Origin of the sequence: Halotalea alkalilenta DSM 17697, from assembly GCF_000621205.1 — a bacterium.
In the GTDB taxonomy this organism is placed as follows: domain Bacteria; phylum Pseudomonadota; class Gammaproteobacteria; order Pseudomonadales; family Halomonadaceae; genus Halotalea; species Halotalea alkalilenta.
Genome location: NZ_KK211227.1, coordinates 24293 through 49378 on the forward strand (window position 1 = coordinate 24293; position 25086 = coordinate 49378).

At 64.0% G+C, this 25086-nt stretch carries 24 protein-coding genes; 10 read left to right on the plus strand and 14 right to left on the minus strand.

The window, feature by feature from the left end:
• Nucleotides 1-42 precede the first annotated feature (42 nt).
• From ruvC to Q376_RS0111185, 4 genes are all read right to left on the minus strand, one after another.
• Complete coding sequence (ruvC, locus tag Q376_RS0111170; RefSeq protein WP_027350386.1) at nucleotides 43-582, minus strand: crossover junction endodeoxyribonuclease RuvC; 540 nt, start codon at nucleotides 580-582, stop codon at nucleotides 43-45.
• Complete coding sequence (locus tag Q376_RS0111175) at nucleotides 579-1328, minus strand: YebC/PmpR family DNA-binding transcriptional regulator (RefSeq protein ID WP_027350387.1); 750 nt, start codon at nucleotides 1326-1328, stop codon at nucleotides 579-581. Before Q376_RS0111175 ends, ruvC begins: the two co-directional genes overlap by 4 nt.
• 85 nt (nucleotides 1329-1413) lie before the next feature.
• Nucleotides 1414-3180 carry an aspartate--tRNA ligase gene (gene aspS, locus Q376_RS0111180; RefSeq protein ID WP_027350388.1) on the minus strand — a complete coding sequence of 589 codons (1767 nt, stop codon included), beginning with the start codon at nucleotides 3178-3180 and terminating at the stop codon, nucleotides 1414-1416.
• Nucleotides 3181-3249: 69 nt separating this feature from the next.
• A complete protein-coding gene (locus Q376_RS0111185) occupies nucleotides 3250-3504 on the minus strand; it encodes an FmdB family zinc ribbon protein (protein WP_027350389.1) in 255 nt (84 codons plus the stop codon).
• 141 nt (nucleotides 3505-3645) lie between these two features.
• Between Q376_RS0111185 and Q376_RS0111190 the strand changes: the two genes are divergently transcribed.
• Nucleotides 3646-4578, plus strand: a complete 933-nt coding sequence (locus Q376_RS0111190; RefSeq protein WP_027350390.1) for a D-2-hydroxyacid dehydrogenase — start codon at nucleotides 3646-3648, stop codon at nucleotides 4576-4578.
• 9 nt (nucleotides 4579-4587) lie between these two features.
• Here the strand turns inward: Q376_RS0111190 and Q376_RS0111195 are convergent, their stop codons facing one another.
• Nucleotides 4588-5538 carry a magnesium and cobalt transport protein CorA gene (locus Q376_RS0111195; protein WP_027350391.1) on the minus strand — a complete coding sequence of 317 codons (951 nt, stop codon included), beginning with the start codon at nucleotides 5536-5538 and terminating at the stop codon, nucleotides 4588-4590.
• A 312-nt stretch (nucleotides 5539-5850) separates the two neighbouring features.
• Between Q376_RS0111195 and mgtE the strand changes: the two genes are divergently transcribed.
• Both mgtE and Q376_RS0111205 read left to right on the plus strand, forming a co-directional pair.
• Nucleotides 5851-7200, plus strand: coding sequence for a magnesium transporter (mgtE, locus tag Q376_RS0111200; protein WP_027350392.1), 1350 nt, complete (start codon nucleotides 5851-5853; stop codon nucleotides 7198-7200).
• A 160-nt stretch (nucleotides 7201-7360) separates the two neighbouring features.
• On the plus strand, nucleotides 7361-7957 hold the full coding sequence (locus Q376_RS0111205) for a phosphatase PAP2 family protein (protein WP_027350393.1): 597 nt from the start codon (nucleotides 7361-7363) through the stop codon (nucleotides 7955-7957).
• A 253-nt stretch (nucleotides 7958-8210) separates the two neighbouring features.
• Here Q376_RS0111205 and Q376_RS0111210 read toward each other — a convergent pair whose 3' ends face one another.
• Complete coding sequence (locus Q376_RS0111210; RefSeq protein ID WP_342665971.1) at nucleotides 8211-8621, minus strand: tRNA-binding protein; 411 nt, start codon at nucleotides 8619-8621, stop codon at nucleotides 8211-8213.
• A 117-nt stretch (nucleotides 8622-8738) separates the two neighbouring features.
• On the opposite strand from Q376_RS0111210, the gene Q376_RS22360 reads away from it, so the two are divergent.
• Nucleotides 8739-9998, plus strand: coding sequence for an amidase (locus tag Q376_RS22360; RefSeq protein ID WP_211266657.1), 1260 nt, complete (start codon nucleotides 8739-8741; stop codon nucleotides 9996-9998).
• Nucleotides 9999-10162: 164 nt separating this feature from the next.
• On the opposite strand, the gene Q376_RS0111220 is transcribed toward Q376_RS22360, so the two are convergent.
• A complete protein-coding gene (locus Q376_RS0111220; protein ID WP_027350395.1) occupies nucleotides 10163-11092 on the minus strand; it encodes a DUF808 domain-containing protein in 930 nt (309 codons plus the stop codon).
• A gap of 414 nt (nucleotides 11093-11506) precedes the next feature.
• Here Q376_RS0111220 and Q376_RS0111225 point away from each other — a divergent pair, with 414 nt between their 5' ends.
• The 4 genes from Q376_RS0111225 to Q376_RS0111240 all read left to right on the plus strand — a co-directional run bounded on the left by Q376_RS0111225 (nucleotide 11507) and on the right by Q376_RS0111240 (nucleotide 15801).
• Complete coding sequence (locus tag Q376_RS0111225) at nucleotides 11507-12418, plus strand: ribokinase (protein ID WP_027350396.1); 912 nt, start codon at nucleotides 11507-11509, stop codon at nucleotides 12416-12418.
• Between the two features lie 115 nt (nucleotides 12419-12533).
• On the plus strand, nucleotides 12534-13478 hold the full coding sequence (locus Q376_RS0111230) for a nucleoside hydrolase (RefSeq protein ID WP_027350397.1): 945 nt from the start codon (nucleotides 12534-12536) through the stop codon (nucleotides 13476-13478).
• Between the two features lie 96 nt (nucleotides 13479-13574).
• On the plus strand, nucleotides 13575-14360 hold the full coding sequence (otsB, locus tag Q376_RS22365; RefSeq protein WP_043447579.1) for a trehalose-phosphatase: 786 nt from the start codon (nucleotides 13575-13577) through the stop codon (nucleotides 14358-14360).
• Between the two features lie 43 nt (nucleotides 14361-14403).
• Nucleotides 14404-15801, plus strand: coding sequence for an alpha,alpha-trehalose-phosphate synthase (UDP-forming) (locus Q376_RS0111240; protein ID WP_027350398.1), 1398 nt, complete (start codon nucleotides 14404-14406; stop codon nucleotides 15799-15801).
• A gap of 42 nt (nucleotides 15802-15843) precedes the next feature.
• Here the strand turns inward: Q376_RS0111240 and Q376_RS0111245 are convergent, their stop codons facing one another.
• From Q376_RS0111245 to Q376_RS0111265, 5 genes are all read right to left on the minus strand, one after another.
• Nucleotides 15844-16764: a LysR family transcriptional regulator gene (locus Q376_RS0111245; protein ID WP_027350399.1), complete on the minus strand. Its 921-nt coding sequence runs from the start codon at nucleotides 16762-16764 to the stop codon at nucleotides 15844-15846.
• Between the two features lie 45 nt (nucleotides 16765-16809).
• Nucleotides 16810-18234: a cardiolipin synthase gene (gene cls / locus Q376_RS0111250; RefSeq protein ID WP_027350400.1), complete on the minus strand. Its 1425-nt coding sequence runs from the start codon at nucleotides 18232-18234 to the stop codon at nucleotides 16810-16812.
• Nucleotides 18235-18489: 255 nt separating this feature from the next.
• Nucleotides 18490-19308 carry an endonuclease VIII gene (gene nei / locus Q376_RS0111255; protein WP_027350401.1) on the minus strand — a complete coding sequence of 273 codons (819 nt, stop codon included), beginning with the start codon at nucleotides 19306-19308 and terminating at the stop codon, nucleotides 18490-18492.
• 8 nt (nucleotides 19309-19316) lie between these two features.
• Nucleotides 19317-21347 (minus strand): excinuclease ABC subunit UvrB, encoded by a 2031-nt coding sequence (gene uvrB, locus Q376_RS0111260; RefSeq protein ID WP_027350402.1) that lies wholly within the window; start codon nucleotides 21345-21347, stop codon nucleotides 19317-19319.
• A gap of 102 nt (nucleotides 21348-21449) precedes the next feature.
• Nucleotides 21450-21641, minus strand: coding sequence for a heavy-metal-associated domain-containing protein (locus Q376_RS0111265; RefSeq protein ID WP_027350403.1), 192 nt, complete (start codon nucleotides 21639-21641; stop codon nucleotides 21450-21452).
• Between the two features lie 204 nt (nucleotides 21642-21845).
• Between Q376_RS0111265 and ygfZ the strand changes: the two genes are divergently transcribed.
• Both ygfZ and Q376_RS0111275 read left to right on the plus strand, forming a co-directional pair.
• Nucleotides 21846-22796: a CAF17-like 4Fe-4S cluster assembly/insertion protein YgfZ gene (gene ygfZ / locus Q376_RS0111270; protein WP_043447586.1), complete on the plus strand. Its 951-nt coding sequence runs from the start codon at nucleotides 21846-21848 to the stop codon at nucleotides 22794-22796.
• A 406-nt stretch (nucleotides 22797-23202) separates the two neighbouring features.
• Complete coding sequence (locus Q376_RS0111275; protein WP_027350405.1) at nucleotides 23203-23619, plus strand: hypothetical protein; 417 nt, start codon at nucleotides 23203-23205, stop codon at nucleotides 23617-23619.
• 41 nt (nucleotides 23620-23660) lie between these two features.
• On the opposite strand, the gene Q376_RS0111280 is transcribed toward Q376_RS0111275, so the two are convergent.
• Nucleotides 23661-24437: a TatD family hydrolase gene (locus Q376_RS0111280; RefSeq protein ID WP_027350406.1), complete on the minus strand. Its 777-nt coding sequence runs from the start codon at nucleotides 24435-24437 to the stop codon at nucleotides 23661-23663.
• 13 nt (nucleotides 24438-24450) lie between these two features.
• On the minus strand, nucleotides 24451-24933 hold the full coding sequence (mscL, locus tag Q376_RS0111285) for a large conductance mechanosensitive channel protein MscL (RefSeq protein ID WP_027350407.1): 483 nt from the start codon (nucleotides 24931-24933) through the stop codon (nucleotides 24451-24453).
• Nucleotides 24934-25086 lie beyond the last annotated feature (153 nt).

Here is a 25086-nt window from a genome sequence, read left to right on the forward strand (position 1 = left end):
TCATATCAGGCAGGAACCGAGAGGCCAGGGTCCGATATCGCGCTATCCAGGACGAAAGGCTCGCCAGCCGCGCCCCACCCGCCTGCGCGTGACCGAGGCTTCGGCGCGTTTTATCAGTCCTCGGCGGCTATAGCAATGGGTCAGCGCAATAGCGAGGGCGTCCGCCGCATCGGGCTGAGGCAGGCCATCGAGATGCAGCGTCGAGGCCACCATGCGCTGTACCGCCGCCTTGTCGGCGCCGCCGTGGCCGGTAACGGTCTGCTTCACCAGGGTAGCAGCGTACTCGAACACCGGCAGGCCATGATTGGCGGCGCAGACGATCGCGCTGCCGCGTGCCTGGCCGAGCTTGAGCGCGGAGTCGGCGTTCTTGGCGACGAAGACCCGCTCGATGGCGAATTCCGCCGGGCGATGAAGCGCGATCAGCTCGCCGACGCCCGCGTAGACCTGGGCAAGCCGCTGGGCGAGCTGATCGGCATCGATACGAATGAAGCCGCTGGCGACGTAGCGCGGTGCGCCGGCGCCGGCATCGATCACGCCGAACCCGGTGCGCCGCGACCCCGGGTCGATGCCGAGCAGGATCACTCGAGGGCCTCGAGCACAGCGTCGCTGAAATCGGCGTTGGTGTAGACGTTCTGAACGTCGTCGAGCTCCTCGAGCATGTCGATCAGCTTGATCACCCGCCGGCCCAGCTCCGGATCGTCGATGGTGGTGTAGATGTCGGGAAACATCCCCACCTCGCTGCTTTCGGGAACGAGCCCTGCCTCGACCAGCGCATCCTTGACCGCACCGAAGGCCGCAGGCGTCGTGACCACCAGCAGCGTGCCATCCTCCTGCTCGACCACGTCGTCGGCACCCGCCTCCAGCGCGGTCTCGATCACCGCCTCCTCGTCACTGCCAGCGGCGAAGACGAGCTGTCCACGCTGGTTGAAGAGGAAAGCGACCGATCCGGAAGTGCCGAGATTGCCGCCTTGCTTGGTGAACGCGTGGCGCACGTCGGACGCGGTGCGATTGCGATTGTCGGTCATGCACTCGACCATCACCGCCACCCCTTCGGGGCCGTAGCCCTCATAGACCAGTTCTTCCATCTGGTCACTGTCGCCGTCGCCTACGCCACGGTCGATCGCCCGCTGCACGGTGTCCTTCGCCATGTTGCTGCCCAGCGCCTTGTCCATCGCGATACGCAGCCTGGGATTGGCGCCTGGATCACTACCGCCCTGGCGGGCGGCGACGGTGAGCTCGCGAATCAGCTTGGTGAAGATCTTGCCACGCTTGGCGTCCTGCGCCGCCTTGCGGTGCTTGGTGTTAGCCCATTTGCTATGGCCAGCCACTGACGACCCCCGCTCGCGTCGCGCGCGAACCTTCGATTACCGCATGAATTGCCGCCGGACCCGGCAGGCGCCGGGCCCGGGCACATCACTCGCCGTTCTTCTGGCGAAGACGCAGGCCCAGCTCCTTCAACTGCTGGGCACTGACTTCCCCCGGCGCCTCGGTGAGCAAGCAGGCCGCGCTCTGGGTCTTGGGGAACGCGATCACGTCACGGATCGTGCGCGCACCGACCATCAGCATCACCAGGCGGTCGAGGCCGAAGGCCAAGCCACCGTGGGGCGGCGCACCGAACTGCAGCGCGTCGAGCAGGAAGCCGAACTTCTCGCTGGCCTCCTGTTCAGCGATCCCGAGCACCTCGAATACCGCTTTCTGCATCTGCTGGTCGTGGATACGAATCGACCCACCGCCCAGCTCGGTACCGTTGAGCACCATGTCGTAGGCGCGCGACAAAGCGCTGGCGGGATCGGCCTTGAGCGCCTCAGGGCTGCAAGAGGGCGCGGTGAACGGATGGTGGCAGGCGGAGAGCCGGCCGGCGTCGTCGACTTCGAACACCGGGAAGTCGACCACCCAGAGTGGCGCCCAGCGCTGGGTGTAGAGGTTCAGGTCCTCGCCGAGCTTGACCCGCAGCGCACCGATCGCATCGTTGACGATACGGGTCTTGTCGGCGCCGAAGAAGACGATGTCGCCGTCCTTGGCCCCGACCCGGTCGAGCAGCTCCTCGATCACGTTCTCCATGAACTTGACGATCGGCGACTGCAGCCCCTCGAGCCCCTTGGCGCGCTCGTTGACCTTGATCCAGGCCAGGCCCTTGGCGCCGTAGACGCCGACGAAGCGGGTATAGTCGTCGATCTGCTTGCGCGAAAGCGCAGCACCGCCCTCGACCTTGAGTGCGGCGACGCGGCCGTCGGCGGCGTTGGCCGGTGCCGAGAAGACCTTGAAATCGACGTTCGCCATCAAATCCGAGACGTCGACCAGTTCGAGCGGAATGCGCAGATCCGGCTTGTCCGAGCCGAAGCGATGCATCGCCTCGGAATAGGGCATCCTCGGGAACTCGGGCAGCTCGACCTCGAGCACGTCGCGGAACAGTCCACGCACCATCGCCTCGGTGATCGACATGATGTCGTTCTCTTCGACGAACGAGGCCTCGATGTCGATCTGGGTGAACTCGGGCTGGCGGTCGGCGCGCAGGTCTTCGTCACGGAAGCACTTGGCGATCTGGTAGTAGCGATCGAGCCCGGCGACCATCAGCAGCTGTTTGAACAGCTGCGGCGACTGCGGCAGGGCGAAGAAGTGCCCCGGATGGGTGCGGCTCGGCACCAGATAGTCGCGCGCGCCCTCGGGCGTGGCCCGGGTGAGGATCGGCGTCTCGATGTCGAGGAAGCCGTGCTCCTCGAGATAGGCGCGCACGCTGTGGGTGATCCTGGAGCGCAGCCTCAGCCGCTCGACCATCTCGGGACGGCGCAGGTCAACGTAGCGGTACTTGAGCCGCACCTCCTCGCCGACCTTGCCATGCTCGTCGAGCTGGAACGGCGGGGTCTGCGCGGAGTTGAGCAGCTCGACCCGGTTCGCCAGCACCTCGATCATGCCGGTCGGCATATCGGCGTTCTGGGTACCCTCGGGGCGCAGCCGGACTCGACCTTCGATCTTCAGCACATATTCGCTGCGCGCACGGTCGGCGCTGGCGAAGGCTTCGGGCGTATCGGGATCGACCACGATCTGGGCGATGCCGTCGCGATCGCGCAGATCGAGGAAAATGACGCCGCCGTGGTCGCGGCGGCGGTGGACCCACCCACAGAGGGTGACGTGCTGCTCGACCAGGCTCTCGTTCAGCTGGCCGCAATAATGGCTGCGCATTTCAGTTCCCATTGCGTGATACGTGTCTTTCGCGCCCCGCCGGCGGCGGCGGGGCGTCGGGGGTAGCGCTCAACCGTCCGCGCCGCCCTTGCTCGGCGGCGCACTGCCGGCACCGGCATCGCCGGCGAGATTGCGCTTGGAGGAGGACTTGAAGTCCGTCTCGTACCAACCACCGCCCGCGAGTCGGAATCCCGCCGCGGAAACCACGCGTTCGAGACTCTCCGCCTTGCAGGCAGGGCACAGGGTCAGCGGCTGGGCGCTCATGCGCTGCAGCTTTTCGAGGTGATGGCCGCACGCGCGGCATTGATATTCATAGATCGGCATGATCGTTCCACCTGATGCACCTCGCCGGCGACGCTCGCGCCACGAGGATGAATGAATGCATTACGGGTTGCACACATTGAGCACGCCATTATAGCGTGCAGCGACGGCCAACGGGCAAGATCAAGCGGAGGAGCGCGGCTGATGCGTGCAGTACTACTGGATGCCACCACCCTGGGCATGGACATCGATCTCGAGCCGCTGCGCGAATGCGTCGACACCCTCGAAGTCCACCCGACCAGCACCCCTGACCAAGTCGCCGAGCGGCTGCGCGGTGCGCGCATCGCGCTGACCAACAAGGCACCGATCGACCAGCGGGCGATCGAGGCCACCCCGGAACTCGAGCTGATCTGCGTACTCGCCACCGGCACCAACAACATCGACCTGGACGCTGCGCGGCGCGCGGGAATAGAAGTACGTAACGTCAGCGCCTATGGCACCGCCAGCGTCGCCCAGCACACCATGGCGCTGATCCTCGGCCTCGCTACCCAGCTCAATCTGGTGCAGCGCGACCTGGCCCTCGGCGCCTGGCAGCGCAGCCCGCACTTCTCGCTGTTCGATCGCCCGATCGTCCAGCTCGCCGGCAAGCGCCTGACCATCGTTGGTCAAGGCGAACTGGGCAGCGAAGTGGCACGCCTCGCGCAGGCATTCGGCATGCACGTGACCTTCGCCGCGCGCCCCGGCAACGCAAGCGATCCCCGCCCCACGCTCGACACCTTGCTGCCGGAAAGCGACGTGGTCAGCCTGCACTGCCCGCTCAACGACCAGACCCGCGGGCTGATCGATACCCATCGCTTGGCCCTGCTCAAGCCCGGCGCGCTACTGATCAACTGTGCCCGGGGTGGCGTAATCGACGAGCTCGCCGCGCTCGAGGCCCTGCGACGCGGCACCCTGGGGGGATTGGCGGTCGACACCCTGCCCGAGGAGCCACCGCGCGCGGGCCATGCCCTGCTCGATGCGCTGAGCGAGGAGCTCAACCTGCTGGTCACCCCTCACAGCGCCTGGGCGGCGCCGGAGGCAAGGGCACGGATCGTCGAGCTCACCGCCGACAACATCCGCACCCACTTCGCGCGCTGAGCGCCTGCGCTACAGCCAGCGCCGCCAACGGAAGAACAGGTAGGTGCCGAGCGCCGAGCAGATCATCAACAGCATCGCCAACAGATAGCCATACCGATAGTGCAGCTCCGGCATCACGTCGAAGTTCATGCCGTAGATGCTCGCGATCAGCGTCGGCGGCAGGAACACCACCGCGGCGACCGAGAAGATCTTGATGATCTTGCTCTGGGCCACGTTGGTGAAGCCGATCGCCGCATCGAGCAGGAAGTTGATCTTCTCGAAGATGAAGGTGGTATGGGGGTTGAGCGAATCGATGTCGCGCAGGATCTCGTTGACGTCGTCGCCGTGGCCATGGACGTCTAGCTGCATCGGCAGGTGGCGGGCGAGGTTGCGCAGCGAACGCTGGGTGTCGAGCAGCGAGAGCCGCACCACGTCGTTGTGGTTCTCCTGCTGGAGGATGTCGCGCAAGGTATCCTCCAGCGCATCCGGCTCCATCGCCTGGCGGCCAAGCCGCTCGAGTTCGCCATAGATGTGCTCGATCTGGTCGGCCAGCACCTCGACTTTCATCTCGAGCAGCGCGATCAGGATCTCCGCCGGCGTCTGCGGGCGAATGCGCTGGTGGCGCAGGTAGCCACGAAACAGGCGCAGGATGCCGATCTCCTCGTCGCGCAGGCTCATCAGATAGCGCTCACCGAGGTGGAAGGAGACGTTCAGCCCCTTCGCTTCGCGCTTCTGGCGGAAAGGGAACAGCGAGGTCAGCCGGATGCCCTCTCCATCGATCTGGAAGCGAGAGGAGTATTCGAGTTCGTCGAGCTCATCGACGGTCGGCAGCTCGCCATCGTAGAGCGACTGCACCCAGGCGTACTCCTCGTCGCTCGGATCACAAACGTCTACCCAAAGACAGTTGTCCGGCAGGGGGCCCGGCGCGACTTCCTCGTCGACCGTCAGCCCCTCGCCGGTCAGGGTGAACAGTGTGATCATATGACGCTCCTTGTTTGTCCCATCCTTCCTTGAAACCGCCCGCTTTCTCGCTGGGGCCGGCGCCAGCATGCCCTCAGCACGCCCATGAGGCAACGTCCTCGCCAGTGCGGTTGACGGCATCGAGGGCTGCGACTAATGTTTGCACGCCTCGACCACCAGGCGACACACGAGACCCCCTATCTCATGGACTCACATAGGCGTAGCTCAGACCTACACGTCGACCGCTGCCTAGCTTCATCATCCGCCCCGGATCCCGCCGCCGCCCGCTAGTACGAGCGCCTGCGCGCGAGACGGCGCGCAGGAGAAAGTTCGATGAGCGTCACCGACCTGATGCCGGAAGTGCGCAAAGCGCTCGCCGCCGGCGATCATGCTGCCCTCGAGCGGCTACTCGAAGAGGCGCACAGCGCCGACCTTGCCGAGATCCTCGCCCAGGAGACCGATCCGTTTGGCCTTGCGCTGCTGGCGCGGCTGCCGATCGAAAAGCGCGCCGACGTCTTCTCCTATCTTCCCGCCGACAAGCAGCTGGATCTCGCCGAGCGTCTCGACGACGACGAGCTGGCGCGGCTTTTCACCGAGATGGACCCGGACGACAGCGCCGACGTGTTCAATCTCTTCGAGCCGGTGCGGCGCGAACGTATCCTGCGCCGCATGGCGCGGCGCGAGCGCGAGGAAATGCGTCGCTTGTCGAGCTACGAGGAAGGCACCGCCGGGGCGATCATGACCACCGACTACGTCGCGGTGCCGGAGGAGCTCAATGTCTCCCAGGCGCTCGACCGGGTGCGCCAGACCGCCCCCGATGCGGAAACCATCTATCAGATATTCATCCTCGACCGGGAGCTTCGCCTCACCGGAACGCTGTCGCTGCGCCAGCTGATACTGGCCGACCCTCTGGCACCGCTCGAGTCGCTGATGATCACCGATGTGATCAAGGTCGAAGCCGACACCGAGCAGGAAGAGGTCGCCAAGCTGATCTCCCGTTACGACCTGCTCGCGGTGCCAGTGGTCAACCAGCGAGAGATGCTGGTCGGCATCGTCACCTACGACGACGCGATGGACGTGGTCGAACGAGAGACCACCGATGACTTCCACAAGTCGGGCAGCGTCGGCTCGCTGGATCGTGGCATCGGCCGCACCAGCCTCTTCACCCTTTATCGCAAGCGGGTGTTCTGGCTGGTCCTGCTGGTATTCGGCAACCTCTTCTCCGGTGCCGGCATCGCCCACTTCGAAGAGACCATCGCCGCCCAGGTGGCGCTGGTGTTCTTCCTGCCGCTGCTGATCGGCAGCGGCGGCAACGCGGGCTCCCAGGCCGCCACCCTGATGGTGCGCGGCCTGGGTACCGGCGAGATCAACATCCGCGACTGGACCAGGCTGCTTGGCCGCGAGCTGCTGGTCGCGGGAACCCTGGGCCTCACCATGGCGATCGCGATCTCGCCGATCAGTATGGTGCGCGGTGGCGCGGGCGTCGCCGAGGCGGTGGCGATCAGCATGGTGGTGATCGTGATCGCAGGCAGCCTGCTCGGCATGTCGCTGCCTTTCCTGCTCGACCGCCTCGGCGTCGACCCGGCCACCGCGAGTGCGCCGCTGGTGGCCACGCTCTGCGACGCCTGTGGCGTACTGATCTATTTCTCGATCGCAACACTGGTGATCGGTACCGGCTCGTGACAAAAATGTTGCATTTTCATTACAAATAGATGATGGACCACGGTAACCGCTCGGCTAAGATGGGGCGAAGCTCACGCACGACTTCGCCCCTTTCTCTACCTAGGGTTCCATCCACTGGTTCGATCGGGCGCAAAACGATAAGAGACTCAGGTAAACGGCCATGGAAGCGCTCAACCTCGCCTTGTTCGATTTGATCAACGCCACGCCCAACTCTCCCGCCGCCTCGATGCTGCTCGCTCACTTGCTCGCGGTCTATGCGATCTACCTGGTGCCGGCGCTTTTGGTGGTCGGCTGGCTGCGACGGGACCAGCGCCAGCACCAACTGATGCTCTGCGCACTGCTCGCCTGCGGCGTGGCGCTGTCGATCAACTTCGTGATCGGCTCGCTATGGCACCATCCTCGCCCCTTCGTGATGCCGGTAGGCCACACCTTCCTCCAGCACGCACCGGATGCCTCCTTTCCCAGCGACCACATGACGATCATCATGACCGTCGCCTTCAGCCTGCTGCTGCGCCGCGAAGTCCGCCTGCTCGGCCTCGCCTTCGCGATACTTGGCCTCGGTATCGCCTGGTCGCGAATCTATCTAGGCGTCCACTTTCCGCTCGACATGCTCGGCGGCACCGCAGTGGCTCTGGCCAGCGCCTGCCTGGCACGAGTCACCAGCCCGATCTACATGCCGACCCTCTATCGCGTGGCCCGTGGCATTCATCGCCGGCTGTTCGCCACGCTGATCGAACGCGGTTGGGTGTCGCGCTGACATCGTCCCAGCGCGCGGATACTCAGGCACGCTGGGGCCAAACGCGCAGCGCTTACAAAACGTCCCAGGATGTTAAAAAGATTTAACTAGACTTCGATTCCATAATCGTTAGTCTGCCGGGCACGCGCAGGCATCGCGAAGGGCACCCTTCGCCTGGCCCAGGTTCAGCTAGCTTAGCGATAATGGGGATGTCTGCGCACTTGCTGAATCGTTCCCGCACGAAGCGGTTCACCACCTCAACGACAGTGAGCCGTCAAAGTAATCGCGTGCCGAGCGGCACTGATTGATCGGGCACGCACAAGACAACCTCTCCCTGCTCACTGTGGAAGCCCGTAACCAGGCACTCGGACATAACCGGCCCGATCTGCTTGGGTGGGAAGTTCACCACAGCTACAACCAGCTCGCCCACCAAGGCATCGGGCGTATAGAGCTGAGTGATCTGCGCACTCGATTTCCTTTGTCCTATCTCCGGCCCGAAATCCACCAGCAGTTTGTAGGCCGGCTTGCGTGCTTCCGGGAAATGCTGCTGTCGGCGACCCGATGCCAACATCAGGCGCAGACGTGCAGTCACATCAGGCATAGGTCCAGGGATCAACTCCCTCATCGTGCTTAGCGTGTCGGTTCCGCTGACACGGCAACTGGCCTCCATGTCCTTCTCGGCCAAACGGTTGGCCTTCCCAGCCAAGTCTGATCCCGCTTCCCTCATCAAGATGGCCTGTAGATGTCCTCCACAAGAAACCGACTTGGCCCATCTCGGCCGGCAGGAGCATAGGAAATCTATATGGTCATCGTCCGTCCCACAGTTGCCTTGAAAGACAACATCGCCCTGGCCAGCGTGCCGATGATGAATGGCGCCTCGCAACTGGACGGTTTTGTGCCGGCGTTCGATGCAACGGTCGCTACGCGGCTGCTCGACGCCGGAGCCACCATCCTAGGAAAGGCTACCTGCGAGCATTACTGCCTGGCTGGAGGGAGTCACACCTCGGATCCTGCGCCCGTCCACAACCCTCTGCGCCATGGCTATGCCGCTGGGGGATCTTCATCGGGTAGCGCAGCGCTGGTTGCTGCGGGAGAAGTCGATTTCGCAATGGGGGGCGATCAGGGCGGGTCGGCGCGGATCCCTGCCGCGTGGTGCGGCATCTATGGCATGAAGCCGACCCATGGCCTGGTGCCCTACACCGGCATCATGCCGATCGAAGCGACGTTCGATCATACCGGGCCGATGACCACGAGCGTCCGGGACAATGCGCTGGTAATGGAAGTGATAGCGGGCGCGGATGGTTTGGACCCACGCCAATATTCACCGAAGGTGGATGCCTATACGCAGGCACTGGAGCGCGGGGTCGACAACCTGCGTATCGGTATCCTGAGCGAAGGATTCCAGCTTGCAAACCTTGACCCGAAGGTGGCGGACAAGGTGCGCGAAGCCGTCACGGTATTCGAGTCGATCGGTGCGAAGGTGCAAGAAGTGTCAGTGCCCGAACATGTACTGGCAGGCCAGCTATGGACACCTATCGGCTGTGAAGGTCTGACCATGCAGATGATGCATGGCAATGGCATGGGGTTCAACTGGAAGGGTCAATACGACCTGGGACTGCTGGATAAACACGCCGGCTGGCGCGAGACGGCAGACCAACTTTCCGCCTCCCTGAAGCTTTGCATGCTCGTGGGCCAGTACGGATTGACCCAATACAATGGGCGCTTCTACGCCAAGGCACAGAATATCGCTCGCCGCGCGCGAGCCGGCTACGACAAGGCATTGGCAGAATATGATCTATTGATTGTTCCAACCGTGCCAATGGCATCCCAGCCACTTCCTGAACCTGGTTGCTCGCTGACTGAATACATTACCCACGCTTTCGAAATGATCGGAAATACCGTCCCGCAGGACATTACCGGCCATCCCGCGATGTCGATCCCCTGTGGGAACGTCGACGGCCTTCCGATCGGAATGATGATCATCGCTCGTCACTACTCGGAAAGTACCATCTACCAAGCCGCAGCTGCTTTCGAGGCCAGCACCGATTGGCGATCACGTTAATCATATAGCGAAAAACACGACGTACAGGCACATACCGCTTGTACGTCCCATGAGCAAGTTTCCTATTAATACGAGGATGCAATCATGAATGACTCGAAGGTCGTGGAGAATTGCCTGGACCTGGCGCTCCTGACAATGCTGCTCAAAAGATCGTGAACAGGTTCTTAGCGGGTGGCGGACGTCTTGAGTTTCTTGAACAGCATGACGACCGCGACGATGATGCCGCCGACGACGATACCGGCGATGAAATTGAACAGCATGGGCATGATGGGCATTATTATCACGCTGATGCTGGGAATACCCAGGTCGGTTTCTGCCGCCGCTTCGACGCTATGCTGGATGAAGGGTACGCCGTGCACCAGAATACCGCCGCCGACCAAGAACATCGCAATGGTGCCGACGATGGAAAGCAGCTTCATGAAATACGGGGCCAGCCATAGGATGCCGTTGCCTACGCTCCTGACCAGCTGACTCGACTGCTTGGTGAGGTACAGGCCAAAATCATCCACTTTGACGATGCCGGCGACCAATCCGTACACCAGTACCGTAATCCCTATGGCGACGATGGAAAGAACCATGACCTGCGGCACGAACTCACTGCCGGCCACGCTCCCCAGCGTGATAGCGATGATTTCCGCCGACAATATGAAATCGGTCATTACAGCGCCTTTTATTTTATCCTTTTCGAACGCCAAACGATCGCTATCATTTTCGATTCGGGCGGCCGCCCTCACCTGCTCCGCCCTATCTTCATTCTTGTGCAAAAAACGGTGCAGCAGTTTTTCCGCACCTTCATAACAAAGGAAAGCACCGCCCAACATGAGCAGCGGCGTGATCAACCAAGGCGCCATGGCACTGATCAATAGCGCGACAGGAACCAGGATCAATTTATTGAGAAAGGACCCCTTCGCCACCGCCCATACGATGGGCAGTTCGCGATTCGCGGGAACGCCGGTCAATTGCTGGGCATTCAGCGCCATGTCGTCGCCGACGACACCCGCCGTTTTCTTCGCGGCCACTTTGGTCAATACCGAAACATCGTCGAGCAAGGTGGCGATGTCATCCAACAGGGTCAATAAGCTTCCACCAGCCATCATCGCATCCTTCATGAAAGCGCAATTAATTAAATGATAATATTGCAACATCACTGAGGTGTGCGGCTGCCTGTGCGAAGATAGCCCACCATGATAGAAAGGGAAACTTTTTCATCTCACCCCGCGCCAAATCGAGTGTCATCACTTTCATTACCACGAACAGGCTGCGAACCGATGTGGATGCCACCATTGGAGCGCGAACTGGCGAGCGCCTTGACGCTTCTCGCACCAGCGCCATGGTGGTTATCCCCCCGCCCCTTGCCTGCCTACCGCACCGGCCAACCGGATGGTGAAGACTTGGCTGAACGACGGCGCGGAACTCGCCCGTCGAGCAGGCTAACCGATTGAAAGATGGATACTATGTAAACAATGATTTCTCTCAACGATCTCTCAGCACCCAGCAGAGGCCCATCCATGATCTACAACTTCGGCTCGGTCAACGTCGACAACGTCTATCGCGTGCCCCATCTGGTACGCCCCGGCGAGACCCTCGCCAGCACCCACTACGTCCAAGTGCTCGGCGGCAAGGGAGCCAACCAGAGCCTCGCCGCGGCCCGGGCCGGGGCCAAGGTCGAACACCTGGGCGCGATCGGCGCGGCGGACGGCTGGATCCTGGCGCTGCTCGACTCAGCGGGAATCGGTACCCGGCATCTGGCCGCGCTCGACGACGTGCCTAGCGGACATACCGTGATCCAGGTGGACGACCAGGCGGAGAACAGCATCGTTTTGTTTCCCGGTGCCAATCGAGCGGTGCCAAGCGAACGCATCGAAGCGGCGATCACCGCGGCTCAGCCGGGCGATTGGCTGCTGGCGCAGAACGAGTGCGGCGATCTCTCCCGTGTGATCGAACTCGCCCTCGCGAAGCGCCTGCGTATCGCGCTCAACCCGGCACCGATGGAAGCGATGATCGCCGAGCTACCGCTCGAGCGGATCGACATGCTGTTCGTCAATCGCGGCGAGGCGCAGATGCTGCTCGCAGAGCTTGGAGAAAAGGTAGAGGAGCACGATCACCAACGCATGCTCGATCTCCTGGCGGCGCGCTACCCGGGGCTCGAACTGGTGCTGACCCTGGGTGGTGAGGGCGTTCGATACGCCAATGGCGAGCTCCGGCTGGCCCGGCCGGCATTCCAGGTCGAGGCACGCGATACCACCGCCGCAGGCGACACCTTCGTCGGCTACTTCATCGCCGCCCGTCAGCAGGGAGAACGACCCGAGGCGGCACTAGCGCTGGCGAGCGCCGCCTCGGCACTTTGCGTGCAGCGCGAAGGCGCCTCGAGCAGTATTCCGGAGCGTGACGAGGTGGACGCGTTCATCGCAGCCCTATGAGCCGGCGATGTTGGCCGGACGAGGGCTTGCGGTGCGGTTTCCGTTTGCCCACCGCAGCGCTTTTCGGCACCATCCGGCGGTCCATCTCCATTGATAGCCCCGAGGAGCGCAGCCGATGAGTATTCCCGTGATCTTCGACACCGACCCAGGTGTCGACGATGCCCAAGCGATCGCCCTGATCATGGCCGATCCCGAGATCGAAGTGGTCGGCTTCACCACGACGTTCGGCAATGTCGATATCGCCACGGCGACCCGCAACGCCCTGCTGCTCAGCGAACTCGCCGGCCAATCGATTCCGGTCGCCCAAGGCGCCGCGGCACCGCTGGTCAAGAAGCCTCATCCCGTGCCGGACTGGATCCACGGCGCCGACGGCCTCGGCAACCAAAAGCTCCCACCGGTCAGCGGCAAGCCGGTCGAGCTCAGCGCCGCTGAATTCATCGTCGCAGAGACCCGCCGCCGCCCGGGCGAGATCACCCTGGTCGCGGTCGGCCCGCTCGGCAACCTCGCCACCGCCCTGCAGCTCGACCCGAGCCTGGTCGATCGCGTCAAACGCGTGGTGGTGATGGGCGGCTCGATCCACAGGGGCGGCAACGTCACCCCTGTGGCGGAGGCCAACATCTTCTCCGACCCCCACGCCGCCGCCCGGGTCCTGACGGCCCAATGGCCACTGACCTTGGTCGGGCTCGACGTCACCCACAAGACGGTGATCGAGCCTGCGCGGATGGCGCGAATCGCACGCGCCCAAGGCGCGCTTGGCGAAGTACTGGAGAAGAGTTACGCGTTCTATGCCGAGTTCTATCGCGGCGCGCTGGGTATCGATGGTTGCTGTCCGCACGATAGCGTCGCGGTGGCCTGGCTGCGCCATCCAGAGCTCTTCACCAGCCAGCGCGGCTATCTCAGCGTGGTCACCGAGGGAGCAGCGGAAGGGCTGACCCTGTTCGCCCCCGAGGGGCGCAAGTATCCGGATCAACGCTGGCAGCAGGGTGGCCTGGTCGATGTCTGCCTCGACCTCGATGGCGTCGCCGCGGTCGATTGGATGGAATCCGTGCTTACCGCCTGAAGCGGACCGACAGCGGCGAGCCAATTGGCGCAGGCGGGCGATCTTGCCTAACCTTAAGAAGAAGACTTGCGCCATTGGCTATCGAAGGAGAGTGTTTTGCCTCACCTCACGTCGGGGGGTCCTCCTCCCGTCCCCGCCGCCTGCTCGGACTGGGCATTGCTGCTCGATTTCGACGGTACCCTCACCCCCTTGGTCGATCGTCCCGAAGCCGTCGAACTCGCAGCGCCAGTGAAGGAGCTGCTGATCGAGCTGCAGCGTCTGCTCGAGGGGGCGATCGCGGTGGTGAGCGGTCGGCCGCTCGAACAGCTCGGGCGGTTCCTGCACCCCTTCGCGCCGGTGATGCTGGGCCAGCATGGCGCACAGTGGCAGGGCCAGGACGGACGTCACCACACACTCCCCTTCGATGCCGAAGCGCTGAACGGTGCCCGCGTTCGCTTGGCTGCGCTGAGCGCCCGCCACCCCGGACTGCAGCTCGAAGACAAGGGCGCGAGCCTGGCGCTGCACTATCGCAACGTCGCCGCCGAGCGACTCGATAGCGCACTCATAGACGCGCATGCCGCCATCGAGACGGAGGCCCGTAGGCTCGGCAGTCACGTGGTTCACCACGGCAAGTGCGTGTTCGACCTGCGCCTGGCAGGCAGCGACAAAGGCCAGGCGGTGGACCGGGTGATGGGCGAGGCGCCCTTCCGCGGCCGAAAGCCCGTGTTCGTCGGCGATGATCTCACCGATGAAGACGGCTTCCGCGCGGCCGAGGAGCGCTCGGGGATCACCATCAAGGTCGGCGAGGGAGAGAGCCGGGCCCGCTATCGCCTGCAGGATCCCGCCGCCGTCCACGCTTGGCTCGCAGCCTGTCTCCACGCTTGGCGGGAAACGACGCCCTGAAACTCGCTCGATACTTTCCACCGACTCCAGGAGATATCCACCGATGAGCGATTTGATCGTCATCTCCAATCGGGTACCGCCGCCCGAGAGCGGCGAAGGCAACCAAGGCGGCCTCGCGGTCGGCCTGCTCAATGCGCTGAAGAGCGGCAACGGTCTCTGGATGGGCTGGAGCGGGGAGATCGTCGAGGAAGGCGAACCCGAGCCGCCGCCCGCCGAATACTCGTTCGGCGGAGTGGATTTCGCCACTTACCCGTTGAGCCGTGACGATTACGACAGCTACTACACCGGTTTCTCCAATGAAGTGCTCTGGCCGCTGTTCCACTACCGCGTCGACAAGATGGCCTACGACCGCCGCAAGCGCAGCGGCTACTTCAGGGTCAACCGGATGTTCGCCGAACGGATCGCTAAGCGGGTCACCAAGCAGGCGCGGGTGTGGGTACATGACTACCATCTGATCGCGCTGGGGACCTACCTGCGCAAGCTGGCTCCCGACGTCCCCATCGGCTTCTTCCTGCACACCCCCTTCCCTCCGTGGCAGGTGCTGCGGGTGCTGCCGGACTACGAAGAACTGCTCGAGGCCTTCACCGGCTACGACTTGATCGGCATGCAGACCGACGGAGATCGCGACAACCTGGTCCAGGCCCTGCGCCATGGGCTCGGCGCGGAAATGGAAGGAGACCGCGTGCGCTACGGCGATCGCTGCGTCGACATCCGCACCTTCCCGATCTCGATCGATGTCGAAGAAGTCGCAGCGCTCGCCGCCTCCGGGCGCGAGTCGCTGCCGAGCAGGCGGCTGTCACGCTCGCTGCTCGAGCGCCCGATGATCATCGGCGTCGACCGGCTCGACTACAGCAAGGGCATCCACCAACGATTCGCCGCCTTCGAACGCACGCTCGAGCTCTACCCGCATCATCGCGACAAGGTGACCTACATGCAGATCGCCCCGCCGTCGCGGGTGGATGTCGACGAATACGTCGAGCTGCGCGCGGATCTCGAAGGGGTCGCGGGCCATATCAACGGACGCTTCTCCGAGTTCGACTGGACACCGCTGCGCTATCTCAATCGCGGCTATTCCCGCGAGGTGATCATGGGCTTCATGCGCCAGGCGCGGGTGGGGCTGGTCACACCGCTGCGCGACGGCATGAACCTGGTCGCCAAGGAGTTCGTCGCCTCGCAAGCGGAGCAGGACCCTGGCGTGCTGATCATCTCCCACCTGGCCGGCGCTACCGCCGAGCTCGGCGATGGCGCATTGGTATGCAACCCCAACGACATCGATGGCATGGCCGAGATGATCCACCGCGCGCTGACCATGCCGCTGGCGGAGCGTCAGGAACGTTGGCGAAGGATGATGGAGACCCTACGCGGCTATGACATCCACCGCTGGGGTAACGATTTCATGCATGCGCTGGAGCGGCTGCCCAGCGCCAGCGATGAAAACTGAGGGGCGGATGACGCGCTCTCAGAAAACGGTATAACCATCGAATCAAGCCTTCAGCATGTCCCGTGGGAGCTTCTGCAACCGCCGCCATAGCTGCTCTACGCCCGGTTTATGCACCAGCGAACAGCGGTAGAGGCGAATCTCCAGCGGGATATCCCATCTCTCGTCTCCGGCGCGCACCAGCCGCTCGTTGGCGAGCTCTTCGCGAATGCAGAAGTCGGGGATCCATGCGACCCCGGCTCCCTGCAGCGCCATCGCCTTCAGCCCCTCCGCCATCGCAGTCTCATACACCGTACGCAGACGCAAACGCAGAGGATCGTTCTTCAGCATCAGCTTGATGCTGCGACCGAGCAGCGCATCCTGGGTATAGGCGAGAAACGGCAGCGAGCTTTCGTCGCCGTCGAGATCGAAGCGCGCCCGCCCGCCGTCATCGGGCACGGAGACCGGCATCAGCTTGACCTGACCGATCGAGAACGACGGAAACGCCTCGTCATCGAGCTGCATGTTGGCGTCAGGGTCGTAGTAGGCGAGCATCAGGTCGCAGTTGCCTTCACGCAGCAGATGGATCGCATCGCCCACGTTCATCGCCAGCAGGCGAGTCGGCAGCTCCCCCACACCCTTCTGTAGCCTTGAAATCCACTTCGGGAAGAACGCCAGCGCCAGCGAGTGGGCGGCGGCGACATCGAGCTTTTCGTTGGCCATCTCAAGGCCGCGCAGATGCCCAAGGCACTCGCTGAGCTGTTCAACCAGGTTGCGCGCGGTGATCACGAACAGCTGCCCCTCCGGCGTCAGGCTCACCGGCGTGGTCGAACGATCGACCAGCACGGTGCCCACGGCCTGCTCGAGTGAACGGATCCGACGGCTGAACGCGGGCTGGGTGACGTGGCGCTTGCGCGCCGCGGCGGAGAAGCTGCGCAGGGTCGCCAACGCAACGAAATCCTCCAGCCACTTGGTTTCTAGGTTCATCTCAATCGACTCGAGTCATGGCGCGCAAGGCGCGATTGCTTCCATTCACTGGATCGGAGAAGCCAGGTAGGCCGCGCGCGACACCAGTTTCCGCCACAGCGGTCGATGGGTGATCTCACCGAGCGACACCCGCCGGCAGTGGGCGAAATCTTCCGCCAGCATGGCTTCGACCTCGGCGGCGAAGCGATGGTCGATGACGTATCCGGTGATCTCGAAATTGAGCCGGAACGAACGGTTGTCGAGATTCACGGTGCCGACCGCGGCGGTATGATCATCGATCAGCATCACCTTCTGATGGAGGAACCCCGGCTGGTAGCGATGGATCTCTACCCCCGCCTGGATCATCTCGCCGAGAAACGAGAACGCCGAAAGATACACCAGCAGGTGATCCGGGCGCTCCGGAATCATGATCCGTACGTCGACCCCGCGCAATGCGGCGAGCTTGAGGGCGTCCTGCACGCTTTGGTCAGGCACGAAATAGGGGCTGGTGATCCAGAAGCGCCGCTTGGCGGTATGGATCGCGTTCTGGATCAAAAGCCCAGCGGTCTCCAGCGGGTCGGCCGGCCCCGAGGGCACCACCACCACGTGCTGATCGCTCCCCTCGGCCGCCCGCGGGCGCCAGTCCAGGGCGAGGATCTCGTTGGTGGCCCAGTACCAATCCTCCCAGAACGCCTCCTGCAGCCCGAGTGCGCTGGGCCCTTCGAGCCGCAGGTGGGTATCGCGCCAGGCACCGACGCTCGGCTTCTCGCCGAGATACTCGCAGCCGACGTTGAGCCCGCCCACCCAGCCCTCGCGGCCATCGACCACCAGCACCTTGCGGTGATTGCGGAAATTGACCTGGAGACGGTGCGGCCAGCCCTTGGATGAGCCGAACGGCGTGACTTCCACCCCCGCATCGCGCAGCTCGGAAAGATAGCGCTCGGGAAGCTTGTGGCTGCCGATCTCATCGAAGATGAAGCAGATCCGCACGCCCCGCTCGGCGCAGGCGATCAGCCGGCGCTTGAGCTCCTGCCCCAGGCGGTCGTTGCGAACGATGAAGAACTGGATCAGCACGTAGTCGGTGGCACGAGCGAGGCCATCGAACATGCTCTTAAACGAGGCTTGCCCATCGATCAAAAGCTCGGCGCGATTGCCCGAGGTCAACGGCATCATCGCCAGCCGCTCGACCGCCCGCACCCGGCCATTGTGCGCCTCGAGATGCGGCAAGAACGGCTCGATCCGCTTGCCGAAGCCCTCCAGCACGCGGCGCAGCTCGCTGTCACGCTCTTCGCGCGCACTGACGTAGCCGTAGAAGCGTGGACGACCGAAAATCCAGAACGCCGGGACCGCGACGTAGGGAAAAGTGACTAGCGAGATCATCCAGGCGATCGCACCCTGGGAGGTACGGCTCGACATCAGTGCCGTGACGGCGGAAAACACCCCGAGCACGTGGATGATGACGATCAGCGTGCCGCCAATTATCGCTGTCATCGAGCTCCTCGACCGACCAATGGAGGGACGCCTGCGAATCAGACGGTTAGCGTGAGCTAGAGGATAACCGAGGGCTCCTTGCGATTCATCCCACCATGCGCCGCTATGGCGGCAAACAGCGGCCAATCGGGTGGTTCTTCAGCCCAGACAAGCAAGATAACGGTATAAATCCACTATCGCCATTGTCGTGGCTCTGGGCAGGCTCGAACGCAGCCCATGCGAAACATCCAGGCGCGCCCTCCTGCACCGCCCCGGCTAGCGCTGGCAATGCGGGCAGAAATAAAGCCGGCGCGAGGCCACCATACGTCGCTCGATCGACGTGCCGCAGGCGTGGCACGGCTCTCCCGCTCGGCCGAACACCGCATGACGCCAGTGCCTGCGGGTCAGGCCCTGCGCGATCATCGGCTCGCGCCAGGCAGCGAGGTTGGTCACCCCCGCGCGGCGATAGGCGCGGCGGGTAACGCTCAGGATGCTTTCGGCGAGCACCGCGCACTGCGCGTCGTCGAGCTCACGCGGGCGCCACTCGGGCAGGAGGCCGGCGAAGAACAGCGCCTCCGAGCGCAGATAGTTGCCGATGCCGGCGAGAAAGCCCTGGTCGAGCAGCAGTACACCGAGCTGGCGAGACGAAAACTCGCGCAGGCGCAGGCGAGCCACCACATCGGCGATGTCGACCCCCGGGTCGAGCGGTTCAGGACCGAGCCGCGAGAGGAACGGATGGTGCGCCAGCTCCTCCTCTCGCCAGAGCGAAATATCCGATGCGCTGAATAGCCAGGCGTCGTGGCGGGCGGTGGAGAGCCGCAGCCGAGGGGAACGCGCGGTGACGGGCACCTCGCCGCGCCGGCCGACCCGCCAGACACCGTAGAGCTGGTTGTGCGAGTAGATCACCGAGCCTTCGTCGAAGCGGCTCAACAGCGCCTTGCCCCGGCCCGATACCGAGGTGAGCCGGCGCCCTTCCAGCCGCGGGGCCTGGACCTGCAGATGCGGAAAGGCGAACCAGACCCGCTCGATCACCCGGCCGCCGAGCAGGCGGTCGAGGCGATCGGCGAGCCGACGGATCTCGGGACCTTCGGGCATCTCCCGGCTCAGCCCAGCGCGAGCTGACGTTCGTTGAGCAGGTGGAGCCGATCGCGCAGCTCGGCGGCGCGCTCGAACTCGAGGTTCTGCGCGGCAAGGCGCATCTGCTCCTCGAGCCGGGCGGCCTCGCGCGCAAGCTCCTGCGGCCCCATCCGCGCCAGTGCCTGGTCGTCGGGGCCCGCCTTGGAGGCGTCCGCGCCGCGCTCATCGCGACGCTTGCTCCGGCGCGTGCCGGGCGCCTGGGCACCCTCCATGATGTCGGCGACGCTCTTGGTCACCGTACGCGGGGTGATGCCGTGCTCGGCGTTGAACTCGACCTGCTTGGCGCGCCGGCGATCGGTCTCGTCGATCGCCCGACGCATCGAGTCGGTGATCCGGTCGCCATAGAGGATCGCCTTGCCGTTGGCGTTGCGTGCCGCGCGGCCGATGGTCTGGATCAGCGAGCGGGTCGCGCGCAGGAAGCCTTCCTTGTCGGCATCGAGGATCGCCACCAGCGAGACCTCGGGAATGTCGAGCCCCTCGCGCAGCAGGTTGATCCCGACCAGCACATCGAACTTGCCAAGACGCAGGTCGCGGATGATCTCGACGCGCTCGACGGTATCGATATCGGAGTGCAGGTAGCGCACCCGGATGCCATGCTCATCGAGGTACTCGGTCAGGTCCTCGGCCATGCGCTTGGTCAGGGTGGTGACCAGCACCCGCTCGCCGACCTCGACGCGCAGGCGAATCTCGGAGAGCAGGTCGTCGACCTGGGTCGAGGCCGGACGCACCTCCACCACCGGATCGAGCAGCCCTGTGGGGCGCACCACCTGCTCGACCACCTGGCCCGCGTGCTCTTCCTCGTAGTTACCCGGCGTCGCCGAGACGAACACCGTCTGCGGCACGATGCCCTCCCACTCCTCGAAGGTCATCGGCCGGTTGTCGAGCGCCGACGGCAGGCGGAAGCCATACTCGACCAGGGTCTCCTTGCGCGAACGGTCGCCGCGATACATGCCACCGACCTGCGGCACGCTGACGTGGGACTCATCGATGAACAACAGGGCGTCGTCCGGCAGGTAGTCGAAGAAGGTCGGCGGCGCCTGCCCAGGCGCGCGCCCGGAGAGATAGCGCGAGTAGTTCTCGATCCCGTTGCAGTAGCCGAGTTCGAGCATCATCTCGATGTCGTAGAGGGTACGCTGTTCGAGGCGCTGCGCCTCGACCAGCTTGTCGTTCCTGCGCAGGTAGTCGAGGCGCTCCTTGAGTTCGGCCTTGATCGACTCGATCGCACCGAGAATGGTCTCGCGGGGGGTGACGTAGTGCGATTTCGGATAGATCGTCATCCGTGGCACCTTGCCGCGCACCTCGCCGGTCAAGGGGTCGAACAGGCTGATCGTATCGATCTCGTCATCGAAGAGTTCGATGCGCACCGCCTCGTCCTCGGCATCGGCCGGGAAGACGTCGATCACGTCTCCGCGCACGCGATAGGTACCGCGGCGGAAATCGGCGTCGTTTCGGGTGTACTGCAGCTCGGCGAGCCGGCGCAGGAAGGAGCGCTGGTCGATCAGCTCGCCACGGTTGAAGTGCATTCGCATCTTCATGTACTGCTCGGGATCACCCAAGCCGTAGATCGCCGATACCGAGACCACGATCAGCGCATCGCGCCGCTCGAGCAGCGCCTTGGTCGCCGACAGCCGCATCTGTTCGATATGGTCGTTGATCGAGGCGTCCTTCTCGATGAACGTATCCGACGAGGGAACGTAGGCCTCCGGCTGGTAGTAGTCGTAGTAGGAAACGAAATACTCGATCGCGTTGTCGGGGAAGAACGCCTTGAACTCGCCGTAGAGCTGCGCCGCCAGGGTCTTGTTCGGCGCCAGCACGATGGTCGGGCGCTGCAGCCGCTCGACCACGTTGGCCATGGTGAAGGTCTTGCCCGAGCCGGTCACCCCGAGCAGGGTCTGATGCGCCAGCCCCGCCTCGAGGCCGGCCACCAGCGAATCGATCGCAGCAGGCTGGTCGCCAGCGGGTTGGTAGCGGGATTCGATGCGAAACGGCTTGCTCATGGCACCTGGCTCCTGGGGTGACGCTGAAAGGACGCGATCACTGTATATATGGCCAGAAAGGTTACGTTGCAAGGGCGAGCGTCACCGCTGCCCGGCAAATGTTCAGCCCTTGACCTTGAAACCGGCGCGCTCCACCGCCTTGACCAACTGGCCGCGATTGACCTGCCCTTCCACCTCGGCCCACTCGCGCGCGACTTCGACGTTGTCGACGCCATCGAGTTCGATCAGCGCGGTGGTGAGACGATTGACGTCCTCGACGCTCTTGAGGCCCTCGAGATTGAGAGAGACGGCCATGGATGACTCCTTGATCAAGCGGTTGATGATTCGATTGGCGCCACCATTCTAGCCCCCGCCCCCGAGCCCTGCGATTGAAAAACGCACCGTCAACCCGGATATTGACCCGAATGAACGGACGCCCCCGGCAGCAGGTCACAGCTGCTGTGTCGAACCACTTTCCACTCGCGTCCAGCACGCGAGCCCAGCGGAGATCCACCCGCCATGAGCGATTTCATCCTCGGCGCCCCTGCCCCCTTGAACGTCCATCTCTCACGGCTGGCCGTGGTCGAGGTGGCGGGCAAGGACGCCGAGCGCTTCCTCCAGGGCCAGATCAGTGCCCAAGTGGGCCACGCGGACGATCGCTTCGCTCCTTATGGCGTGTTCTGCACACCCAAGGGACGAGTCATCGCCAACGTCCAGCTGCTGCGCGCCGAAGCCGAGCGCTACTGGCTGATCACCCACACTACCCTGAGCGAGACGCTGCGCGCGCACCTGGCCAAGTACGCGGTGTTCTTCAAGACCGAGATTCGCCAGCGTGACGACATCGGTCTCTACGGGCTCGCCGGGGAAGACAAGCGCATCAACGAATGGCTTGAGGTCGCAACGCTGCCGCGCCGGACCGGCGAGGTACAGCGCGACGACCAGCGCTGGCTGATTCGCGCCCCTGGGGAAGGACGGATTCTGGCGCTGGGCACCGCGCCAAGCGGCGCCGAGGCGGCTACCCGAGCGATCGAGTCGCGCTGGTGGCTGGAGGAGATCCGCCATGGTGTAGCCTGGCTCGAGGCGAGCCAGAGCGACGCTTGGCTTCCGCAGATGATCAACTGGGAGGCCCTCGGCGGGATCAGCTTCAAGAAGGGCTGCTATACCGGCCAGGAGGTCGTCGCCCGCGCCCACTATCGCGGCCAGGTGAAGAAACGCCTGGCGCGGCTCGGGGTCGAGGGCGATGCAACGATCACGGTGGGCGACCCGGTGGTCGATCGCGAGAGCGGCAAATCGGTCGGCACGGTGGTGGCGGTGGAGCCGAACGAACACGGCGGCAGCGAAATGCTCGCGGTGGTGACGCTGCGAGAAGCGCCTATTGCGCTGAGCGTCGGCGGTGCCGAGGCCGCACGGCTCGAGTTGCCCTACGCGGTGGAACGGCTCGATCCAGAAACCCTGGTGGCGGCGGATTAACACCGGGGGTACCCGATGCACCCGGCTGCATGGCTTTGGGCTCCCGACCGGCCAATAGGGCGTGAGCTACGCGTATCAGCCGGCCGGGTGATCGCAAGGGCACGGCTGCGCCCGGAACAATACCCATACAAAAATTATTGACATTATTCCCGCTTCGCTCAGAATGTTTCTAATTGTTACATTTTGACGCACTATGTCACTCACTCATCATGGTGAAGCTGCACGCACCGCGAACAGCCCGCTGGGCACGAGCCGAATTCCAACGCCCTAAACCGCAGCGGATTCGGCCAGCCTCAGCTGCCTTGCAGGCGAGCGCGCGTTGAACGTTGGAAGTCACTGCCCGGCCATGGAATGGGTCGGCACCGGTCCACCGTGCGTCGAGACCATTGCGCTTGAGCGTTAATCCATGACCAGCGAAGCCCCCCGCTCCACTGATCCGATGCCCTCGGCAACCATCGGCGCCGGAGATGAACATTTGCCGGCGTCCGCCGAGGATAGAGCCCGCATCATCAGACGACTGCTCTCGCCTGCGAGGATGCATGGGCCGAACACATTCGGCGGCGTCTTCAAGGAGATCCTGATGAAGACCCTGGCACACAGGGTGAGAACGCAAAGAGGCGGCCCGTTCAACAACCTTTCGGGCAGGAAAGCACTGGACATCCTGGTCGCGGAAAAGCTCCAGATACCGTTGCAGGAGGCAAAATCAATGTCCAACGACGCGCTGTTCCTAATCCTCCACGATGAACTGCTATCGGTGGCGATCGAGGATGCCTACTTCCAGATCGCAATCGACAGCGAGTCCCCATCGCCTTACGCCCCATAGCCGTCGGCCTTTCCATACCAGCGTGGAAGAACCTCAGCCATTCAGCGCCTGGACCGGAACAGCGCCCGCACATTGGCGCTGGTGGTTTCACCGAGACAGGCGGGCTCCACACCTCTCAGTCGCGCCACCTCGGCGGCCACCAGCGGGAGGTTGGAGGGGGTGTTGCGCTGTTCGCGACCGCGCAGTGGCGCCGGCAGCATGTCGGGAGAATCGGTCTCGAGCACGAAGCCATCCTCTGGCAGTGCCGCCACCACGCGCTTGAGCTTCTGCGCACGATCGAAGGTCACCGCACCGCCGATGCCAAGCAAAAAGCCCGCGTCGAGGAAGCGCTCGGCCTGTTGAAGACTGCCCGCAAAGGCGTGGATCAGCCCGCCCGGCAGCCGTGGATGACGGCCGAGCCGCTGGGCGACCTGGTCATTGAGCCGAACGCAGTGCACCACCACTGGCAGCCGCAGGCGCTCGGCGATCCCAAGCTGTGCCTCGAACAGCGCCCACTGGGCATCATCGCGCGATCTCGCATCGACCCCGCACTCACCGAGTGCGACGACCCCCGCCGGCCGCGTCGAGAGCAGCCGCTCGAGCGCGTCCAGGTCGTTGTCTTCGCCCTCGCATCGATGCTCGAACCAGGGGTGCAGGCCGAGGCATACCGATACCTCCGCGTGCCGCTGCGCCAGCGCCAGCAGCGGCACCCAGCTGGCGCGGTCGGTGGCGGCAGAAACGAAAGCGCGGACCCCATTGGTCCGCGCCGCCTCGATGACCGCCTCGCGATCCGGATCGAACGCGGCGGCGGCAAGATGGCAATGGGCATCGATCAGCATCGAAGCGCAGGCCTCAGCTGGCTGGCTGGGCGGCCTCGAGCTGGGAAGTGCACGCCGAGCAGCGGGTCGCTTTCAGCGGCACGCTGGAGAGGCAGTACGGGCACTCCTTGGTGGTCGGCGCGGCCGCCGCCTCTTCCTTCTGGGTCATGCGCTGCAGCTTGGTGATGTTGCGAATCAGCATGAAGCAGACCAACGCGACCAGCAGGAAGGAGATGGTGGCGTTGAGGAACAGCCCGAAGTTGATCGTCACCGCACCGGCGGCCTGCGCATCGGCGAGCGTGGCGTAGGGGCCCGCAGTGGCGCCGTCGCGCAGGGTGACGAATAGGTCGGTGAAGTTGAGCCCCCCGGTGACCAGACCGAGTATCGGGGTGAATACGTCCCGGACCAGACTATTGACGATCGAGGTGAACGCCGCCCCGATGATGATCCCGATCGCCATGTCGACCACATTGCCCTTGACCGCGAAATCGCGAAAATCCTTGAGAAAGCCTGCCATCTTCGCCTGACTCCTTGAATGTTATCTATCTCGGCGCCCAAAAGAGCCGGGTGCCTCAGTCTTGTTGGTTCACCGCCCTCGCGCGGCAACGTCTTGACCTTAGTCGCCTTTCGTTTCCATCGCTAGGGAGTGAGGCCGGCTGGAAACGGTACG

Excerpts from the sequence above, each read along its gene's own strand:
- Q376_RS0111225 (WP_027350396.1), top strand. The coding sequence starts at position 11,507 with ATGATCTACAACTTCGGCTCGGTCAACGTCGACAACGTCTATCGCGTG.
- nei (WP_027350401.1), bottom strand. The coding sequence starts at position 19,308 with ATGCCCGAAGGTCCCGAGATCCGTCGGCTCGCCGATCGCCTCGACCGC.
- aspS (WP_027350388.1), bottom strand. The coding sequence starts at position 3,180 with ATGCGCAGCCATTATTGCGGCCAGCTGAACGAGAGCCTGGTCGAGCAG.
- Q376_RS0111245 (WP_027350399.1), bottom strand. The coding sequence starts at position 16,764 with ATGAACCTAGAAACCAAGTGGCTGGAGGATTTCGTTGCGTTGGCGACC.
- Q376_RS0111190 (WP_027350390.1), top strand. The coding sequence starts at position 3,646 with ATGCGTGCAGTACTACTGGATGCCACCACCCTGGGCATGGACATCGAT.
- Q376_RS0111185 (WP_027350389.1), bottom strand. The coding sequence starts at position 3,504 with ATGCCGATCTATGAATATCAATGCCGCGCGTGCGGCCATCACCTCGAA.
- cls (WP_027350400.1), bottom strand. The coding sequence starts at position 18,234 with ATGACAGCGATAATTGGCGGCACGCTGATCGTCATCATCCACGTGCTC.
- ygfZ (WP_043447586.1), top strand. The coding sequence starts at position 21,846 with ATGAGCGATTTCATCCTCGGCGCCCCTGCCCCCTTGAACGTCCATCTC.
- mgtE (WP_027350392.1), top strand. The coding sequence starts at position 5,851 with ATGAGCGTCACCGACCTGATGCCGGAAGTGCGCAAAGCGCTCGCCGCC.
- Q376_RS0111230 (WP_027350397.1), top strand. The coding sequence starts at position 12,534 with ATGAGTATTCCCGTGATCTTCGACACCGACCCAGGTGTCGACGATGCC.
- Q376_RS0111275 (WP_027350405.1), top strand. The coding sequence starts at position 23,203 with ATGACCAGCGAAGCCCCCCGCTCCACTGATCCGATGCCCTCGGCAACC.
- mscL (WP_027350407.1), bottom strand. The coding sequence starts at position 24,933 with ATGGCAGGCTTTCTCAAGGATTTTCGCGATTTCGCGGTCAAGGGCAAT.
- Q376_RS0111220 (WP_027350395.1), bottom strand. The coding sequence starts at position 11,092 with ATGGCTGGTGGAAGCTTATTGACCCTGTTGGATGACATCGCCACCTTG.
- Q376_RS0111265 (WP_027350403.1), bottom strand. The coding sequence starts at position 21,641 with ATGGCCGTCTCTCTCAATCTCGAGGGCCTCAAGAGCGTCGAGGACGTC.
- Q376_RS22360 (WP_211266657.1), top strand. The coding sequence starts at position 8,739 with ATGGTCATCGTCCGTCCCACAGTTGCCTTGAAAGACAACATCGCCCTG.
- Q376_RS0111205 (WP_027350393.1), top strand. The coding sequence starts at position 7,361 with ATGGAAGCGCTCAACCTCGCCTTGTTCGATTTGATCAACGCCACGCCC.
- Q376_RS0111240 (WP_027350398.1), top strand. The coding sequence starts at position 14,404 with ATGAGCGATTTGATCGTCATCTCCAATCGGGTACCGCCGCCCGAGAGC.
- Q376_RS0111195 (WP_027350391.1), bottom strand. The coding sequence starts at position 5,538 with ATGATCACACTGTTCACCCTGACCGGCGAGGGGCTGACGGTCGACGAG.
- uvrB (WP_027350402.1), bottom strand. The coding sequence starts at position 21,347 with ATGAGCAAGCCGTTTCGCATCGAATCCCGCTACCAACCCGCTGGCGAC.
- Q376_RS0111280 (WP_027350406.1), bottom strand. The coding sequence starts at position 24,437 with ATGCTGATCGATGCCCATTGCCATCTTGCCGCCGCCGCGTTCGATCCG.